Below are 15,209 nucleotides of genomic sequence, written 5' to 3'. Positions count from 1 at the left end.
TTGGCCGATGCTGTCGTCGCCTGGGCCAAAAGCAAGGGACTGGAAGCCGAACGGCTGCAATCCCATTCGGACAAGCTTCTGCTCGCCAGCTTCAGCCGCGACATGAGCAATGCAGCCAACCTGCAAGTCCACTTGAAGCCTGACGGCGTGAACCAGGTGATCCTTGCCGTAACCGGGGCGCCCTGGGACTGACCCGTCAAACTTCAGATGGAGCGATCCGCACGCCGGCACGGTTCCAGATACCGTGCCGGTGCCCTGGCACTTTCGAGTGCTTTTACGGCTGGACGCAAGTAGGCTGCCGCTTCGGCGCTGCGGCCTTCGCCGATCATGGCCATGCCGATCCGACAGCGCGCGGTTTCTGTCGCGAAATGCCCCGATGGAAGCACCATGTCGAGGTGCGCGAAGGCCTTGCGCGCATCAGCTTCCGCTTCGGCATAGCGCTGCTGGGCCAGACGCATTTCCGACCGGGTGAGCGCGGGAAAGACGCGGCGCGGATGGTCGGCGGGCAGGTGGGCTGAAAACAGTCGCTCTGCCAAGGCCAACACTTGTTCCGCACTGGCGTATTGCCCGGCCTCGACAAGGCTTGCTCCCAGGTTCTGCGCAACTTCGCCGCGTGCGAGGCCATCAGGTTGCTGGGACAGAAGGAGGCGTAACTGCGCAATGGCTGCTTCGGGCTGTCCTGCAGACTGCAGCGCCAGCGCGAGGTTGTTGCGGTGCGACAGCGTCGATGCATGCGCAGGCCCGAAGGCCGCTTCGCTGATGGCAAGCGCCTGGCGGTGCAGTATCACGGCTGCCTGGGCATTTCCGGCCCGTTCCTCCATCCGCGCCAGGTCCGAGAGCGGGAGTGCGAGGCGGGGATGGCGCGCCCCGTAACTGGCTCGTACTAGGCCCAGCGCCTGCTCGATATGGGAGCGAGCCTCCTCGATACGGCCAAGACCCGCTAACGCCCGGCCAAGGCCTGACCGGATCTCGATCATTGCCTTGCTGTCTCTCAGCTTTTCGGCTTTGCCAAGCGCGCTCTGGAACAGGCTTCGCTGTTTCTCCCAGTCGCCTTCGCGGGACCACGCGGCCGCGATCAGCAGATCGATAGCGGCGCGGTCGTCGGGACTGCTGGTCGTGAGCAGGTTCAGGGCCGTGTCACGGCTTACCTTCGCAGCATCGACATTGCCCGCTCTGGCCTGTGCATTGGCGAGGAAAGCATGAGCGGCACCGGCGCGCATTGTATCGGCCATGCCCGCCTGCCCGATCCGATCCAGACTCTCCTGCGCGAGTTCCAGCGCGCGCGCGTTGTTTCCGGCGCGCATGTGCGCCCGGGCGGCCCAGTTCATGAGGTTCGCGAGCATTGCCGGATCATCCGTCAGCGACAGGCGGGCGGCGGCAAGTGTATCGTCCAGCATGTGCGCTGCCGTGCCGGGCTCCAGCCCCAGGCTGTCCGCTTCGAGCATGTCCGCTCGCCGGAACAGTTCGAGCAGCACATCCTTGCCCCGTCTTTCCCGGTCTGCCGCGCTAACTGCCAGCGTGCGTTGGCGCTCCAGGGCGTGTGCGGAAAGCGTAGCGGTGAGCGCCCAGCCACCCGACCCGAACAGCAGGGCGACTACCAGCGCACTGGCGAGCCGGTTGTGACGCACGAAACGCAGGAAGGCATCGCTCCGGGTGTCGGGCCGTGCCGCGATCGGACTATCGGCGAGAAAGGCCCGGATATCGGCTGCAAAGTCCGCCATCGCCGCATATCGTTCGGCCGGGTCAGGCCGGGAAGCCTTTTCCACGATGGCATCAAGGCGTCCATCACCTTTGCAGGACCTTGTAACCTGTTCGAGCAGGCGGCCGAGCTGGTAGATGTCGCTGGCTGTGCCCAGCGTATCGCTGGCGGCTTGTTCGGGGCTTGCGTGTTCGGGGGTGAAGCCCTCGGCGTTCCGACCCCGCCCCTGTTCGTCGAGGGCCTGGGCAATGCCGAAATCGAGCAGGCGCACCTTGCCTTCTTTGCCGATAAGGACGTGTTCGGGCTTGATGTCGCCGTGTACGACGAGGCGTGCATGGGCAGCCTGGAGAATATCGGCCACTTGCGCGATGAGGGAAAGGCGTTCTTCAAGCGGTAGCCAGTGTTCGTTGCAATAGCGATCGATGGCTTCGCCTTCGGCCAGTTCCATGACGAGCCATGGCGCGCCCGTGGAGGTTTCCCCGGCATCAAGGATGCGCACGATTCCGGGGTGATCGAGCGCGGCCAGCAGGCGCCGCTCGCGCAGGAACAGTTCGCGAGCGTAATCACCCAACATGCCGCAGCGCAGGATCTTGAGCGCGGCCCGCTGCTCGTAACGTCCATCGTCCCGACTGACTTCGTAGACTTCGGCAAGCCCGCCCGTGCCGCGATGGGCAAGCACCCGCCAGGCCCCGTAAGAAGCGCCGAGCCGCGGGTCTTCCTGTTCCTCGTCCCCGAACATGACGTCGCCCAGCAAGCTCTCGCGCTGTCGTTCGAGCCTGGAGAACAGCGCCCGGCTGCCGGCCTCCTGCTCAAGGAGGCGCGCAGCTTGCTCGGCCACTTCGGGCTCATTGCCATAGTTTTGCGCGAGCCAGTCCAAGCGCATATCGTCCGCCACATCGAGTGCCGCCTCGAAAGCCTCAGAGACCCGCTTTCGGAAATCGGGCAGGGATTGTGGTGACGGCATCGATTGGCCCCCTGGACTGCGAAAATCTTCTTCCGGGCACCGCACCGGGAATCTGGGCAGGGTCGCGAGCGGTGTGGCATGGCGGCGTCTTCCAGTTCCAAACGCAGCCTGGTGCCATTCCCCGCCACCTTGTGAGCGAGCCTCGCAATCAGCCGATGACCTGTTGGGCGAGGTAGGCCCTTGCCCGTGTCCATTGGCGCTCCACTGTGCGAAGGGAGCGGCCAAGTGCGCGAGCTGTTTCCTCCACGGTCAGTCCCGCGAAGAAGCGACATTCGACGATGGCTTCGAGCTCGGGCGCGTCGATCGCAAGGCCCTTCAGCGCATCGTCCAGCGCCAGGAACCTGGCATCGAGCGCTTCTGCAACGTCACGCTGTTCGTCGAGCTCCACATGGATCGCTCCGCCGCCGCGTTTTTCCGAGAGCTTGCGCCGCGCATGATCGATCAGGATCTGGCGCATCGCTCGTGCCGCGGTGGCGAGGTAGTGATCGCGATCGACGAATGCCGCGTTGCCCGCATGTGAAAGCTTGAGCCAAGCTTCGTGGACAACGAGCGTGGTATTGAGTGAAGCGGAACCGACCTGTCGTCCCAGTTGCCGGGAAGCAAGCCGGCGAAGCGTGTCGTAGGTTTCCGCCAGTAATTCCCCGTCAAGGTCAAGTACACGCCGGGTATCCGGCGGGGTATCGGTAAGACCATGCATCGGCCAGCCCCCGTCATTACCATTTCGGAGGGCAATATTGCCCACAACGGGAAGGCAGGGAAGACTCATTCAATCAGATGGCTGTCGTGGCAGGTAAAGCGTCACCATGATCAATGTACCGGTGCCGCCTTCCTCGGGCGCGAACGACAGGTACACAACCTTGCCGTCCGGTGCCGCAAATTCGCTGTAGTGCTCTTGCGCGGCACGCATGGTGAACCCGCGACGCAGGTAGGCGCAATGCATGTAGGCCTGTGTCGCAGGAAGCGGCGTGCTCGATACCGCAGCGATCTGCGCGAAACCGGGAGACGTGGCATCGGGCTCCATGCCGTTGGACAGTCGCAATTGGTGCTGCGCGGGCATCGGTACTTGCACCATGCCGAGGTCCACGCCCCAATCCTGCTCAAGCTCCTGTGCATGGGATGTGCAATCTTGCGCAGTGCCTGCACCGGCAGTCCCGGCGGCGACGCTGCCTGGAACCATGATCGCCGCCGCTGCCAGCCATGCGGGAACAAAAGCTCGCCGATGGCGTGATATCCCGCACTCCGGTGTCGTTCCTGCTGCTGATTTTTCCATGCGAATTTCCCCGGATTGCCGATCTGCTTCGGATAACGGGGTTCGGGGGGCAAACCCGCCACGGACATGTTCCCGCGGCGTGGCGGTTCGATTCCCGATCCTGCGTTAGGCGATGGAGAGTGACCTTCGCCGACGAGGTGCGCTGGTCCGCAATGCAGGGGGAATGAACATGCAATCAGGGCAAAGTGCAGCGCTTTCATTCGATCTCGTCGCCAGGGCGAAGGCGATTATTCTGTCACCGCGAAGCGAATGGCTGGCGATCCGCGAAGCGCCGGCCAGCGTTGCGGTGCTTTACCGCAACTATGCGATGATCCTTGCCGCCATTCCAGCGCTTGCCGGCTTCTTCCGGGCCGTGGTGTTCGGTCACGGTTTTCTGTTCCGCTATAGATCCGGCATTCTGTCCGCGCTGTCCACGGCGCTGCTGCAATACATGCTGTCGCTGGTCGCGCTGGCAGTGATCGCGTTGATCGCCAACATGGTCGTTACCCGCTTCGAAGGCCGTGCCCATCGGGGCAACGCCTTCAATCTGGCGGCATTCAGTCTTACGGCGAGCTGGCTGGCCGGAGCGTTCGAACTGATCCCGGGGCTGGGGCTTCTCTCGCTGCTGGGCCTCTACAGCTTCTACCTCCTCTACACCGGCCTGCCCGTGTTGATGGAGGTGCCGCGCGAAAAGGCACTGGTCTGCACTCTGGTCATCGCGCTTTCTTCAGCCGTGGTGCTCATGGTGGCATCGGCGATCGTATCGCCGCTCGCGGTACTGGTTTCCGGACGATCCGCATCCTACGAGCCTACGGCGAACCTGCCCGGCATCGGCAAGGACAGGGTGACAGGCAATCTGGAACAGCGGCTGCATCACATGGAGGACGCCGCCAGGAAGGCATCGGTCACGCCGATCGCGGCGGACCAGTTGAAAGCCTACATGCCCGAGCACCTGGGGGGCTACGAGCGCGTCGAGATCGCCAGCACAAGCATGGGACAGGCTGGCGGGGTGAGGGGAAGTTCCGTCAATGCGGTCTACGCCTTGGGAGACGACCGTGTGAAAGTGGAACTGGTCGACATGGCTGCACTGGGAGCCGTCGCCGGGATGGGGGCCGCGCTGGGTATCGAAAGCGAGCGCGAAACCGCGGACGGCTTCTCGCGCACATTCAGCGAGGGTGGCCGCATGGTGACCGAGAAATGGAACAAGAGTTCCCGGCACGGGACTTATTCCACCACCTTCGGCGATCGCTTCATGATTTCGATAGAGGGCGAGGCTGATGACTACGCAACCATCAGTGACATGATCGGCGATATCGACCTGTCGGGCATTGCCGGACTCGCTCGTTAAAGCGCGGGCATCCGCCCAAGACCAGCGCGGCCTGTGAACGCGCCCATGCGGTTAGCCTTGGGGCTATTCTCGGACAGAAGACCAAGCCAGCATTCAACACAGCCAAAGTCCGGTCGGCAGGAAGAGAGCGGATGGCGGACATGCCACTCTGATTGCGTTTGACGGAAGAGAGCAGATTACGGAGACAGTCCCATGCGTCATATCCTGTCTGGCGTCCTAATTGCGGTATCGCTTGTGCTGTGCCTGCCGGAAGCCGCCGAAGCCCGCCGCCCCACGCCGGTGCCGTCCTTCACGCCGATACGCAGCCCTGCGGCGTCGCTCGCGTTGCTCACCAACCAGGAGCGGGTCATCAGTGCCTCCGGCGAAGAACTGCTGGAGATGCTCGCCAGATCAATCTTCATTTCCGCGAGCCGCGAGACTGTGAAAGGCGGCGTCACACTCTACTTCCTGCGTTTGAAGGACGGCAATATCGAGGCCATGCAGACCTCTGATCTCTATGAAGACGATCTGCTGCAGGCTCAATCGCGGCTGCCCGGAGACACGTTCCTGCCGGGCGATACCTTTTTGCCGGGAGACACATTTCTGCTTGGCGATAGGGTTGTCCCGGCCGGCATTTTTCTCGGCGGGAAGCGGGCAGAGGCGCGGATTGCCCGTATTCAGCCGCGCGGCAGGCGCGAAGAGCAGCTTTTCAGCGCGGCTATCCGCCTCTCCGAAGGCAGGCGCGGCTTCCTGGTAGCCGCTTATCCTGCCGCTGACCCGGAAAGCCTTGCCGGTGGAGGTTTTTTCGTACCGCAAGACTGATCATGTTGGCAGCCCTGCCCGGTGGCGTGGCACCGGGCAGGGGCAACGCGTTATTTCGGCGGGGCCACGCCATCGGGCAGGGTTTTGGGCGAGCTGATCTTGAGCTGGCGTGAATTCATGCCTGGCGCCGTCAACTTTTGCTGCAGTGACGATCCATCTCCCCTGCCATCAACGCTTTCCATCTTGATCTGCCTGCTGCTGCCACCTGGCAAAGGCGAAGTACGGATCCTGACTTCGGCGCTGCCTGCTGAAGCCTTCGTATCTGATACGGGTGCCGCAGGCTTGGTTTGTGCGCCTGCCGGGGGAGCGCCCATTCCCAGCGTTGCGCCGATCAATCCCGCTGCGCCAAGGCATTTGGTGAGCTGGGAAGTGTCATCACGATGCTTTTTGCCCATTATGTCCTCCTTCGAGTTCTTCCAGTTCCTGGCCGAGAATGTGGAGATGCATGTGCTGGCGCTCTTTCAGGCATTCCGGGGATGCCAGGCCGTGATGCGCACAATAATCGCTGACGCTGAGGTCGAGGTCGAAAAGGCTCGCATCCAGAACCTCTTCACCTTCTGCATCCTGCTGACAGGTAGCCAGAACCACGCGTGCCCGATTGACCCAGTCGACATAGGAATCAGCGATGCTGATGAGTTCCAATGCATCCTGGGCGGCAAGGTAGTCCGCGATCGTCCCGCCAATATCGAACTGTCCCTCGGATTCGGGATGTGGGGCAAGCAGTTCCCAATCCTCACTGCCGTTTGCATGGCGTATCCTCCCCAGCGGATAGAGCCGGCAAACCAGCGGGCGAACCGGGTGAACGGAGCAGCCCCCAACACCAAGGAACACGCAGGCCCCATCACTCGACTGGGCAAGATAAATACCCGCGCCATCCAGCGTGAATTCGTTCAGCAGTCGCGCAGTTGAAATCCCCCGATAACCGGCAAGACTGGCGGCCTCGAAGGGATTGATCTGGATTTTCTTGTCATAGCAGCAGCGCGAGCAAGCCCCGCAGGTAAAGCCGAATGGGCTATCCCGATTTTCCAATGCGTCCGTATGTCCGTCTTCGTTTCGGAATAGCTGCTCCATGCCAGGGAAACGCAAACACGCAGCCAATTCCGCCACGATTACTTGGAGGGCGCATTGCTGTGGTTCCAAGATCATCAATGAACGGCGGCTTCCGGATCAAGAGCTTGAAAAGCTGCCGGCGTGGCTCGCGCGAGCCGACTATTCCGGTATTTCATACCGTTGAAGGTCCCTGCGGATTGGTCACATCTACGCGTTGCCGGTGAGCATCGAGCGCAGAACCCCGTCGCGGCGGACCAGGCCGTGCATCAGCGCGGCGGCGAGGTGGGCCAGAATCAATGCAAACAGGGCATAGGCGAGGATGCCATGGGCTTCCCGCAGCATGGCGTAGAGCGTCAGGTCGTGTGGGGCGATGGCGGGAAGCACTATGCCTTCGGCAAGCTTGACCGGCTTGCCTGCCGCCGAAACCATGGCCCAGCCGATTAGCGGCATGACGATCATGCCGGCATAGAGCAAGAGATGCGATCCACGGGCAGCTCTTGCCTGCCAGCGGGGAAGGTTCGCAGGCAGGGCAGGCGTCGATGACCAGACCCGTACCGGCAACCGGACCAGCGCGAGCGCCAGAATGGCCACGCCCAGAGGGCGATGCAGTGACAGCAGCCAAGAGTAGGCGGGGCCCGCCGTCGAGACCATGCCAACGCCGATGAACAGCATCGACACGATCAGGGCGGCCATGGACCAGTGGAGCATACGAAGGACGGGGTGAAAGGCAGGGGTGGCAGCAGGCGGCACGGTCAGAATTCCTTTGCGGAGACGGACAGGATCGAACGCGCACTTTCGCTGGCGCGGCGCGTGAACGAATTGGAATAGGCGGCCGAGCGCGCCGTCAGCAGCGGATCGTCCGAAGGCGCGATGCCGGGCGGCAGGATTGTCGGATCGAAAACCTCGTCGCGGCAGCCGCCGGACGCGGCGGGCAGGGCCTTGTCTATGATGAGCGTCCCGACGTCGACGGTGCGGCGCCCTGCCGGCCATGCAACCGTTGCCTTGTCGGTGATGTCCCCCGGATCGGCGATGGTTACGATCAGATGCCAGCGGGCAGGTCCGTTGGCGAGGCGCTTCAAGGTGCGATCGAATACGGCATCCCGGGGCAGGCCGCCGAGAGTGCGCTTGTCGAGTGCAACGAGCGGATCTTCGGGAAGCATGGCCCAGCGCACGAAGCGCGTCACGCCCTGGGCATTGGTGAAGCGAAACGCGTTGATGCTGTAATAGGGACCATCGGTGAAAGCATCGGGCAGCGGGTGTGCCTTCATGTATTGCTGGAAGCTCCGGACTTCGGGATGACTGGCCAGAAAGGCCTGCATGGCATCCGGATCGGGCTTGCCGGTTGCAGGATCAGGCCGCGAGGCGCGCTGAAGGCCGACGAATGCGGCGACGTCGGCAACCGGAAAGATTTCTGCATGGTCCATTCCCGTGCGCCATTGCTGGCCGTCGGGTGTGCGCAGGATCAGCGCCATGGAATGGAAGACGTTGCGGCCGTCACTCGCCAGCGGATTGCCGCCTGCGATGGAAAAGCGGCCCTCGACCGGATAGCGCCCCGGCTTGAAGATGCTTGCCCGCGAAAGCGCGGTGCCGTTCCCGTTGGCTTCGAACGTGCCGGAGATGCACAGCCCCTTGGCATGGGCACGGCGATAGCCGGCATGGCGGCCTGCGTTGTATTCGAGTGCGTCCGAAACGGCCGCCCCACTGACTCTCGACGGGCCGATCCATCCCCCGGCAAAGGCGAAAAGCGCCAGCAAGACGAGGACGATCGCGGCTATCAGGCCATAGGCTGCCCAGGGTGGAAGTGCGGAGCGCGCGCGGCGGTGCGTCATGGCTGTCCTTTCGGTTGGTTGGCCGGAAAGACAGATGCGAACGGGAATTATTCCCCGGTCTGCAAATTTTGTGCGAAGGCTGGAATAAATCCCGATGGCGCTTGTCTATCATCGGCCGGGTTCGCCCGGCGAAAGGGACAGCCGCCGATGGTAGATGCATGCGTGACATGATGGTGTTGATCGAACCGCTCATTCCGGGGCTCAGGCGATACGCCCGGTCCCTGCTGCGCGATGCGGATGCGGCCGACGATCTTGTGCAGGATTGCCTGGAGCGCGTGGTGGGGCGGTGGCACCAACGGCGGGCCGACGGAAATGCCCGAAGCTGGGCCTATACGATTCTGCACAACCTCGCGGTGAACCGGATGCAGCAGCGCGCCCGGCGCGGCACGCATCTCACGATGGAGAACGCGCCCGAAGCCGCGCTGGCCGAGCCGCCGGCGCAGGAATCGCCACTCCACAATCGTGACATCGTGGCCGCCATGCAGCGCCTGCCCGACGACCAGAAGGCCGTTCTGCTGCTGATTTCGGTCGAGGATCTGAGCTATGCCGAAACCGCCCGCGTCCTCGACATCCCCATCGGCACCGTCATGTCCCGCCTGTCGCGCGCGCGCGAACGGCTGCGCCGGGAAATGGCCGATACTCCTGCGACTTTGCATCTTCGGAGAGTGAAATGACCCAGCGCCCGATCACCGAAGACGACTTGCAGGCCTATGTCGACGAAGCGCTCGATCCCGAGCGCCGCGCCGCGGTTGCCGCATTTCTCACCAGCAATCCGGAAATCGAGGAGCGGGTCGCCATGGACCTGCACCACCGCCGCGCCTTGCGGGAGGCTCTGGCGCCGGTCGCAAAAGAGCCGCTGCCGGCTCGGCTCAATCTTGCCCGACTGGCCGAGGAGCGCGGCAAGTCGCGTTTCACCGGCTGGACCTCAGTGGCCGCCGCGCTGGCCCTGATGCTGGCAGGGGGCGCGGGAGGCTGGTCGCTCCGTCTCGCCAGCGAGAGGCCGGCCGCGGGCATCGGTTCGCTCGCCCAGGAGGCTGCGGACAGCTATGCGGTCTTCGCGCCCGATCTGGGTCGCCCGGTGGAGATCGGCGCATCGGACGAAGCGCAACTCGTGCGCTGGGCCTCACGGCGTCTCGATCGCGCGGTGAAGGTGCCCAACCTGTCGGCGGCGGGATATACCTTTCTTGGCGGCCGCGTCGTGCCCACGCCACACGGCCCCGCCGCGCTCTATATGTATGACAACGGCAGCGGCACGCGGCTGGTCATGCTTACCCGCAACATGGCCATCGACAAGAACGCGCCGATGGCCACCGACGACAGGGGAGCGGTCGCAACGGTGAGCTGGGCAAGAGACGGGCTGGGCTACAGCCTGGTTGGCCCGCTTTCTCCCCGGCACTTGCACAGCATCGCAGATCAGGCGCGCGCGCAGTCCAGCGGCATCAGTTGAACGAACCGATAAATTACGCGTGATCCGGTCCCTGCAGGACTGTCAGCGAAAGAAATTCACGTTCGGCCGGAATATTCCCGCGGAAGGACTGTCTACGGAATGTCGGCTGGCGAAGCTCCAGCCCCGGCCGGCGTGAAACTGCTCAACAGGGAGTGATATCCATCATGTTTTCCATATTGCCCGGCGGGCCGCGCGTCCGCCGAAGTGTTGCGTGCACCCTGCTTGCCTGCGCCGCGATGACTTCTCCCGCCCATGCCCAGTCGACCAGCGATCCGGCTGGCGATTTCCTGTCGACCTACACGGGCCCGCTCAACGGCGATCTGGACGTGACCAGCATCCAGGCGACATTCGACGGCGCGACCTTCCGGCTCGATGCAACGACTGCAGCGCCCATCGGTACGACGGCGACCGGCCTCTACGTCTGGGGCTTCGATCGCGGAAAGGGCACGGCGGCGTTTGCGCAGATCGGCGCGACCAACGTGCTGTTCGATTCGGTCATCATCGTCAATCCGGGCGCCGGCACCGTGGTCGTCCGCGACATTGTCAACAACATCACCACAGTCCTTCCCGCCAGTGCGATCAAGGTTTCGGGCAATGAGATCAGCGTAGAGATCCCCGCGAACCTGCTGTCGCCGGAAGGCTTCGCGCAGGCCGAATTCCTCGTCAATCTCTGGCCGCGCAACGTGGCGGGGGGAGACGAGACCATCTCCGACTTCGCGCCCGATAACTCTGACGTGCCGCTGATCCTCGCGTTCCCCACGCCGGTTTCGGCATCGGTCCAGACCGAGCTGGTGTTCGACGATGCGAACGACCGTTTCGACCGGATCCAGCGCCGCCTTTACGATCAGCGTGCGGGGATCGGCAGCTATGGAGGGATTGGCGGGTTCATCGACGTCGGCGCGCGTTTCGGCAATCGGGGTGTCGGGGGTTCGTTGGCGCGTGATACGACGAACCGTGTGCTCTCCGTCGGTATCGACTACGCCATCGGCTCGCACACGGTTCTTGGTATCGCGTTTGCCGCCGACAAGGCGGAGGCGGCGCTTGCCTATGGCGGATCGCTCAAGGCCGATATTCTCTCGCCCGAGATCTATGCAGGCTACAGCACCGGCGCGTTCCATGCCGAGGGCTATGCGTCTTACAGCGCGGTAAGCTATGATTCCCGGCGTGTTCTGCCGATCGGCGGTGAGGCCCTGATCGCCGCGGCCAGCCCGGACGGACACGCTTTCAGCTATGGCGCCAGTCTGGGCTACGATCTTGGCGGCAAGGCGCTTACCTTTACGCCGCTGGCCGATATCCTCGTCACCACGGTTCACGTGGACGCCTATTCCGAAGCCAACGACTACGATTTCGGATCGGCCGTATCCGCGCGAGACCGCACCAGTGCGCGGCTCGGCCTGGGCGCGCAGATCGCTTATGCCAGGGAACAGAAGTGGGGCCGTTTCGCGCTGCACGCAAAGGCACGTTACGTCACCGAGCTCGCCGACAAGTACGACGTCATCAACTTCGCCTACACCGCGCGCGCCAATGAGTTTCGAACGCTCGATGGCCCGGTGACGGGTGTTGACTTTGGAACTGTCGAGCTTGGCGCGGATATCGTCACCAAAGGGGGGGCTGCACCTTGGTGTCAGCTATGCGCCCCGTTTCGATGGCGACGGGATAATCGATCACGCCGCGCTGCTTTCCCTCGGCATGAGGCTCTAGGCATCCCCTGAAATTCACGATCCAGCGCGCGCTCCGTGGTTGCCATCTGCGGAGCGCGCATTGGAATGTTCTGGCGCCGTACGGACATGTCTACGGCATGTCACCTCGCCCGTTCGCCGGTAGCCCTGTCATGGACCGTGCACCGCGAGTATCGCGTGCGCGACATGACGTGACCAGGCCGCGACCGTAAGCGATGGCGGGCCGCCGGGGGCGGCGGGCAGCGCGCTGGCGTCACTTACAAAAAGACCAGGAATATCGTGAACCTGTCCGTGCCCGTCGACGACAGAACGCGCGATGTCCCGTCCCAGGCGCGCGCCGCCGAAAGGATGAACCGTCAGGGGCGTTTTGCTTGCGATCGGCCGGACTCCGCTCACCCGGTGGAACTCGGCGTGTAATTCCTTGATCCGCGCATAGACCGGGTTCGCCGCAATGTCGTAGTGCAGACCGAGCCGTTCGCCATCGAGATCGATCAAGCCGTTCGCACTGTCGATGCCCATCGCGCCAAGGCCCTGGGTCTGGGCAATCCTGCGGCGGAGAAAGGCGGGGATCGGCATGGCATCCGCCCCGGCGAAGCCTCCTTGCATGAACAATGGGCCGTAGGGGTCGTCCCGGTGCCGCAACAGGCGGGCATAGACGCCCGCCTGGGCAAGGTGGCCGGGGCCGAGCTTGAGCGGCCAGCGCCCGATGAAATCGCCATTGACGCCGAACCCTTGCCCGAGCGCCGGCATGCCGCGGAGGGCGCCCGCCGCACGGCTGCGCAGCAGCAGTTTCGTGCTGTTGATTGCCCCGGCCGCGACGATAACGCGGGACGCCCGCCAGCGTTTCGCACGGCGATCGCGCATATCCTTGCCATGAATCTCGAACCCGCCTTGCGGCAGGGCCTCTATCGCAAGCACTTCCTGGCCGCTTTCAACAGCAAGGCCCTTGGCCATGGCCGGGGCAACGCAGATCCGGTCCATCGTCACTTTTGCGCCCGTGAACGACCCGAAGACCCCTTCGTCGTTGAAGTCGACCGTTTTGCCATCGGCCGCATGAAAGGCCCAGCGGGGTTGCTCCGTCGCCGGCACGTCGAGAAACGGACTGTCGCCACGTATCGCGATATCGTGCCCCTGGCCGCCCGGCGGCAATCGGGGGCGAAACAGTGCAAGCAGCGCTTGATAATGCGCCTCCATTCCGCTGCTGTTGACCGGATCGGCCCAGCCATCCCAGTAATCGGGGCGCAGTGCCCGCCCCATCAGCCCGCCATAGGCAAGGCTGCCTCCGCCAACGCCGCTGGCGCAGACAACTTGCACGCCGTCGCCCCCGAAGAATTCGAACAGCCCGTTGTGGTTCAATTGCAGGCCGCGCGCAGGCAGCCGGCGGTGATGGAGGCGAAAGAGAAGATGGGTGAAAAAATGGCGCCCCCGTGGGAGTGGCGCCCGCTTCGTGATGCCCATTTGGCGCATGGGCAGCGTGTCACGCCACGGGCCGCGCTCGATCAGGCGGACTTTCATGCCGGCATGTGCCAGTTCGGATGCCGCCACCGCTCCGCCGAAACCGCTTCCGACGATCAGGACATCATCCATTGTCTGCGCTCGCCAGCCCGCGATAGACCCACAGGCAGATCACCGCCATCGCCAGATACTGGAAGGTCAGCGTCCATCCCGCTTCCGGCAATCCGGCGGGCGCGCCGAGCAACCCGGCGGCGCGCGCCATCAGCGCCACGAAAGATGCCGACTTGTAGATGCCCATGAACAGCAGGATGCCGGAATAGCGGTGCGGATGGCCGAGCCCAAGCAGGCACATGATCCCGACCGCAAAGAAGACGCCGGCATAGTAGGTGGCGACCACGAGGTCGCTGCCGACCGACAGTCCCATGTAGGACCAGAAGCCGGCGGGCGAAACCATCGCCCATCCGCTGACGACAAGAGCGCTGAGGCCGAACAGCGCATAGATCACGCGTGCGATGGCGAGCATGTTGATCACGAGGCGGTATCCCTTTCCGGAGCCGGCCTTTCCCTTTGGCCGTGCCGCTACCGCTATTGACCCGATTTTCAGGTCATTTAAGGTCAGAAAATGACAAAATAGTGCTTAAAACGACAATGTGATGCCATGCATGTGAGCCTGATCCTGTCTCCCGGTACGATGAGCTACAGCTTGCTCGGGCCTTGGGACGTCCTTCATTCGACCAGCGCGATCGGCCGCCCGGGACGGGACACGCTGGAGGTCGTCAAAGTGGCGCAAGGCAATTCGCCGGTGGGCTGCGCGTTCGGCGTCGATCTTCAGCCCGACCATGCGATCGACGAAATCGAGCGCACCGACCTGATCATAGTGCCTTCGCTGTCGCTCGACATGGCGAGCTGGTTTTCCGGCCAGCAGCCGCTGCTCGACTGGCTTCGGCGGCATTCCGCACTGGGAGCGAAGGTCGCCAGCGTGTGCACCGGTGCTTTCATGCTGGCTGAGGCGGGGCTGCTCGACGGCCTGCCTGCAACGACTCATTGGGCCTATGCCGAGGCGTTCCGGCGCCGTTATCCGCGCGTCCTGCTCGATTGCGATGCGACGCTCCTATGCGAGGGCCGGGTATGTACCGCCGGTGCCGGTCTGGCCTGGCAGGCCCTTTTGCTCGCCGTGCTTGATGACGTGCTGCCCGGAGGGCAACTGCTGCAACTGCGTCAGCTGTTCCTCATGCAGAGTTACGACTTCGGGCAACGCCCCTATTGCGGGCTCGCGCCAAGCCCGCATGACGACAGCGTCATCGCTGAGGCGCAATCATGGCTTGCGGGGCACTATGCCGAGGATGACTGCATCGAACGCGCCTGGCGCCGTTCGGCCCTGCATCAGCGCACATTCCAGCGCCGTTTCCGCAAGGCGACGGGCATGACCTCCTCATACTATGTCCAGCAGTTGAGGATCGAGGCCGCCAAGCTCGCGCTTGCGGACAGCCCCGCGGCAATTGAGCAGATCGGGTACGATGTCGGCTATGGTGACGCGAGCTTCTTCCGCCGGTTATTTCGCAAGCATACCGGAATGACGCCGAGCACCTATCGCCAGCGCTTTCGGGCGGTGCCGGGTGTCGGCTATCCGGAAGGAAAGCAGGCGCACCAATAGCGGAATGGACGGCAGAGCGGGCATTCCTGACGAT

At 63.6% G+C, this 15,209-nt stretch carries 16 protein-coding genes; 7 read left to right on the top strand and 9 right to left on the bottom strand.

All coding sequences use genetic code 11. From position 1 onward, the window contains the following. On the top strand, positions 1–192 hold a 192-nt coding region (locus tag NN5_RS26305; RefSeq protein ID WP_169800981.1), incomplete at its 5' end, for a hypothetical protein. 11 nt (positions 193–203) lie between these two features. Here the strand turns inward: NN5_RS26305 and NN5_RS11055 are convergent. From NN5_RS11055 to NN5_RS11045, 3 genes are all read right to left on the bottom strand, one after another. Beyond that, positions 204–2,663, bottom strand: a complete 2,460-nt coding sequence (locus NN5_RS11055; RefSeq protein WP_067734258.1) for a serine/threonine-protein kinase — start codon at positions 2,661–2,663, stop codon at positions 204–206. A 148-nt stretch (positions 2,664–2,811) separates the two neighbouring features. Next, positions 2,812–3,360 (bottom strand): ECF-type sigma factor, encoded by a 549-nt coding sequence (locus tag NN5_RS11050; RefSeq protein ID WP_067734257.1) that lies wholly within the window; start codon positions 3,358–3,360, stop codon positions 2,812–2,814. A gap of 69 nt (positions 3,361–3,429) precedes the next feature. Next, positions 3,430–3,840: a hypothetical protein gene (locus tag NN5_RS11045; protein ID WP_067734256.1), complete on the bottom strand. Its 411-nt coding sequence runs from the start codon at positions 3,838–3,840 to the stop codon at positions 3,430–3,432. 262 nt (positions 3,841–4,102) lie between these two features. Between NN5_RS11045 and NN5_RS11040 the strand changes: the two genes are divergently transcribed. Together NN5_RS11040 and NN5_RS11035 are read left to right on the top strand one after the other, a co-directional pair. Beyond that, positions 4,103–5,260, top strand: a complete 1,158-nt coding sequence (locus NN5_RS11040) for a Yip1 family protein (RefSeq protein ID WP_169800980.1) — start codon at positions 4,103–4,105, stop codon at positions 5,258–5,260. A 192-nt stretch (positions 5,261–5,452) separates the two neighbouring features. Beyond that, the gene (locus tag NN5_RS11035) at positions 5,453–6,061 is read left to right on the top strand and encodes a hypothetical protein (RefSeq protein WP_067734254.1); all 609 of its coding nucleotides are present in this window, start codon (positions 5,453–5,455) and stop codon (positions 6,059–6,061) included. Between the two features lie 50 nt (positions 6,062–6,111). Here the strand turns inward: NN5_RS11035 and NN5_RS25820 are convergent, their stop codons facing one another. The 4 genes from NN5_RS25820 to NN5_RS11015 all read right to left on the bottom strand — a co-directional run bounded on the left by NN5_RS25820 (position 6,112) and on the right by NN5_RS11015 (position 8,940). Beyond that, on the bottom strand, positions 6,112–6,456 hold the full coding sequence (locus NN5_RS25820) for a hypothetical protein (RefSeq protein WP_067734253.1): 345 nt from the start codon (positions 6,454–6,456) through the stop codon (positions 6,112–6,114). Next, complete coding sequence (locus tag NN5_RS25125) at positions 6,437–7,132, bottom strand: YkgJ family cysteine cluster protein (RefSeq protein WP_169800979.1); 696 nt, start codon at positions 7,130–7,132, stop codon at positions 6,437–6,439. The genes NN5_RS25820 and NN5_RS25125 overlap by 20 nt, the downstream gene beginning before the upstream one ends. A gap of 186 nt (positions 7,133–7,318) precedes the next feature. Further along, complete coding sequence (locus NN5_RS11020) at positions 7,319–7,861, bottom strand: cytochrome b (protein ID WP_245656418.1); 543 nt, start codon at positions 7,859–7,861, stop codon at positions 7,319–7,321. Positions 7,862–7,863: 2 nt separating this feature from the next. Then, complete coding sequence (locus tag NN5_RS11015; RefSeq protein ID WP_067734251.1) at positions 7,864–8,940, bottom strand: catalase family peroxidase; 1,077 nt, start codon at positions 8,938–8,940, stop codon at positions 7,864–7,866. Positions 8,941–9,098: 158 nt separating this feature from the next. Here NN5_RS11015 and NN5_RS11010 point away from each other — a divergent pair, with 158 nt between their 5' ends. From NN5_RS11010 to NN5_RS11000, 3 genes are all read left to right on the top strand, one after another. After that, a complete protein-coding gene (locus tag NN5_RS11010; protein WP_067734250.1) occupies positions 9,099–9,614 on the top strand; it encodes an RNA polymerase sigma factor in 516 nt (171 codons plus the stop codon). Continuing rightward, complete coding sequence (locus NN5_RS11005) at positions 9,611–10,387, top strand: anti-sigma factor family protein (RefSeq protein ID WP_067734249.1); 777 nt, start codon at positions 9,611–9,613, stop codon at positions 10,385–10,387. The genes NN5_RS11010 and NN5_RS11005 overlap by 4 nt, the downstream gene beginning before the upstream one ends. 236 nt (positions 10,388–10,623) lie before the next feature. Then, positions 10,624–12,099 carry an autotransporter outer membrane beta-barrel domain-containing protein gene (locus tag NN5_RS11000; RefSeq protein ID WP_169800978.1) on the top strand — a complete coding sequence of 492 codons (1,476 nt, stop codon included), beginning with the start codon at positions 10,624–10,626 and terminating at the stop codon, positions 12,097–12,099. A gap of 117 nt (positions 12,100–12,216) precedes the next feature. Here the strand turns inward: NN5_RS11000 and NN5_RS10995 are convergent, their stop codons facing one another. Both NN5_RS10995 and NN5_RS10990 read right to left on the bottom strand, forming a co-directional pair. Continuing rightward, the gene (locus NN5_RS10995; RefSeq protein ID WP_067734247.1) at positions 12,217–13,653 is read right to left on the bottom strand and encodes a GMC oxidoreductase; all 1,437 of its coding nucleotides are present in this window, start codon (positions 13,651–13,653) and stop codon (positions 12,217–12,219) included. Further along, complete coding sequence (locus NN5_RS10990) at positions 13,646–14,053, bottom strand: hypothetical protein (protein WP_067734246.1); 408 nt, start codon at positions 14,051–14,053, stop codon at positions 13,646–13,648. The genes NN5_RS10995 and NN5_RS10990 overlap by 8 nt, the downstream gene beginning before the upstream one ends. A 126-nt stretch (positions 14,054–14,179) precedes the next feature. Here NN5_RS10990 and NN5_RS10985 point away from each other — a divergent pair, with 126 nt between their 5' ends. Further along, positions 14,180–15,175 carry a GlxA family transcriptional regulator gene (locus NN5_RS10985; protein WP_067734245.1) on the top strand — a complete coding sequence of 332 codons (996 nt, stop codon included), beginning with the start codon at positions 14,180–14,182 and terminating at the stop codon, positions 15,173–15,175. Positions 15,176–15,209: the final 34 nt, after the last annotated feature.

Origin of the sequence: Novosphingobium naphthalenivorans NBRC 102051 (genome assembly GCF_001590985.1) — a bacterium.
GTDB lineage: Bacteria > Pseudomonadota > Alphaproteobacteria > Sphingomonadales > Sphingomonadaceae > Novosphingobium > Novosphingobium naphthalenivorans.
Note: the sequence above shows the minus strand (reverse complement) of the source record. Positions and strands in the feature narration are given on the sequence as shown.

What these genes read in the sequence shown, in the direction of transcription:
- NN5_RS11045 (WP_067734256.1), bottom strand. Translation starts at nt 3,840, where the DNA reads ATGGTTCCAGGCAGCGTCGCCGCCGGGACTGCCGGTGCAGGCACTGCG.
- NN5_RS25820 (WP_067734253.1), bottom strand. Translation starts at nt 6,456, where the DNA reads ATGGGCAAAAAGCATCGTGATGACACTTCCCAGCTCACCAAATGCCTT.
- NN5_RS11005 (WP_067734249.1), top strand. Translation starts at nt 9,611, where the DNA reads ATGACCCAGCGCCCGATCACCGAAGACGACTTGCAGGCCTATGTCGAC.
- NN5_RS11015 (WP_067734251.1), bottom strand. Translation starts at nt 8,940, where the DNA reads ATGACGCACCGCCGCGCGCGCTCCGCACTTCCACCCTGGGCAGCCTAT.
- NN5_RS25125 (WP_169800979.1), bottom strand. Translation starts at nt 7,132, where the DNA reads ATGGAGCAGCTATTCCGAAACGAAGACGGACATACGGACGCATTGGAA.
- NN5_RS11055 (WP_067734258.1), bottom strand. Translation starts at nt 2,663, where the DNA reads ATGCCGTCACCACAATCCCTGCCCGATTTCCGAAAGCGGGTCTCTGAG.
- NN5_RS11050 (WP_067734257.1), bottom strand. Translation starts at nt 3,360, where the DNA reads ATGCATGGTCTTACCGATACCCCGCCGGATACCCGGCGTGTACTTGAC.
- NN5_RS11040 (WP_169800980.1), top strand. Translation starts at nt 4,103, where the DNA reads ATGCAATCAGGGCAAAGTGCAGCGCTTTCATTCGATCTCGTCGCCAGG.
- NN5_RS11000 (WP_169800978.1), top strand. Translation starts at nt 10,624, where the DNA reads ATGACTTCTCCCGCCCATGCCCAGTCGACCAGCGATCCGGCTGGCGAT.
- NN5_RS11035 (WP_067734254.1), top strand. Translation starts at nt 5,453, where the DNA reads ATGCGTCATATCCTGTCTGGCGTCCTAATTGCGGTATCGCTTGTGCTG.
- NN5_RS10995 (WP_067734247.1), bottom strand. Translation starts at nt 13,653, where the DNA reads ATGGATGATGTCCTGATCGTCGGAAGCGGTTTCGGCGGAGCGGTGGCG.
- NN5_RS11010 (WP_067734250.1), top strand. Translation starts at nt 9,099, where the DNA reads ATGCGTGACATGATGGTGTTGATCGAACCGCTCATTCCGGGGCTCAGG.
- NN5_RS10985 (WP_067734245.1), top strand. Translation starts at nt 14,180, where the DNA reads ATGCATGTGAGCCTGATCCTGTCTCCCGGTACGATGAGCTACAGCTTG.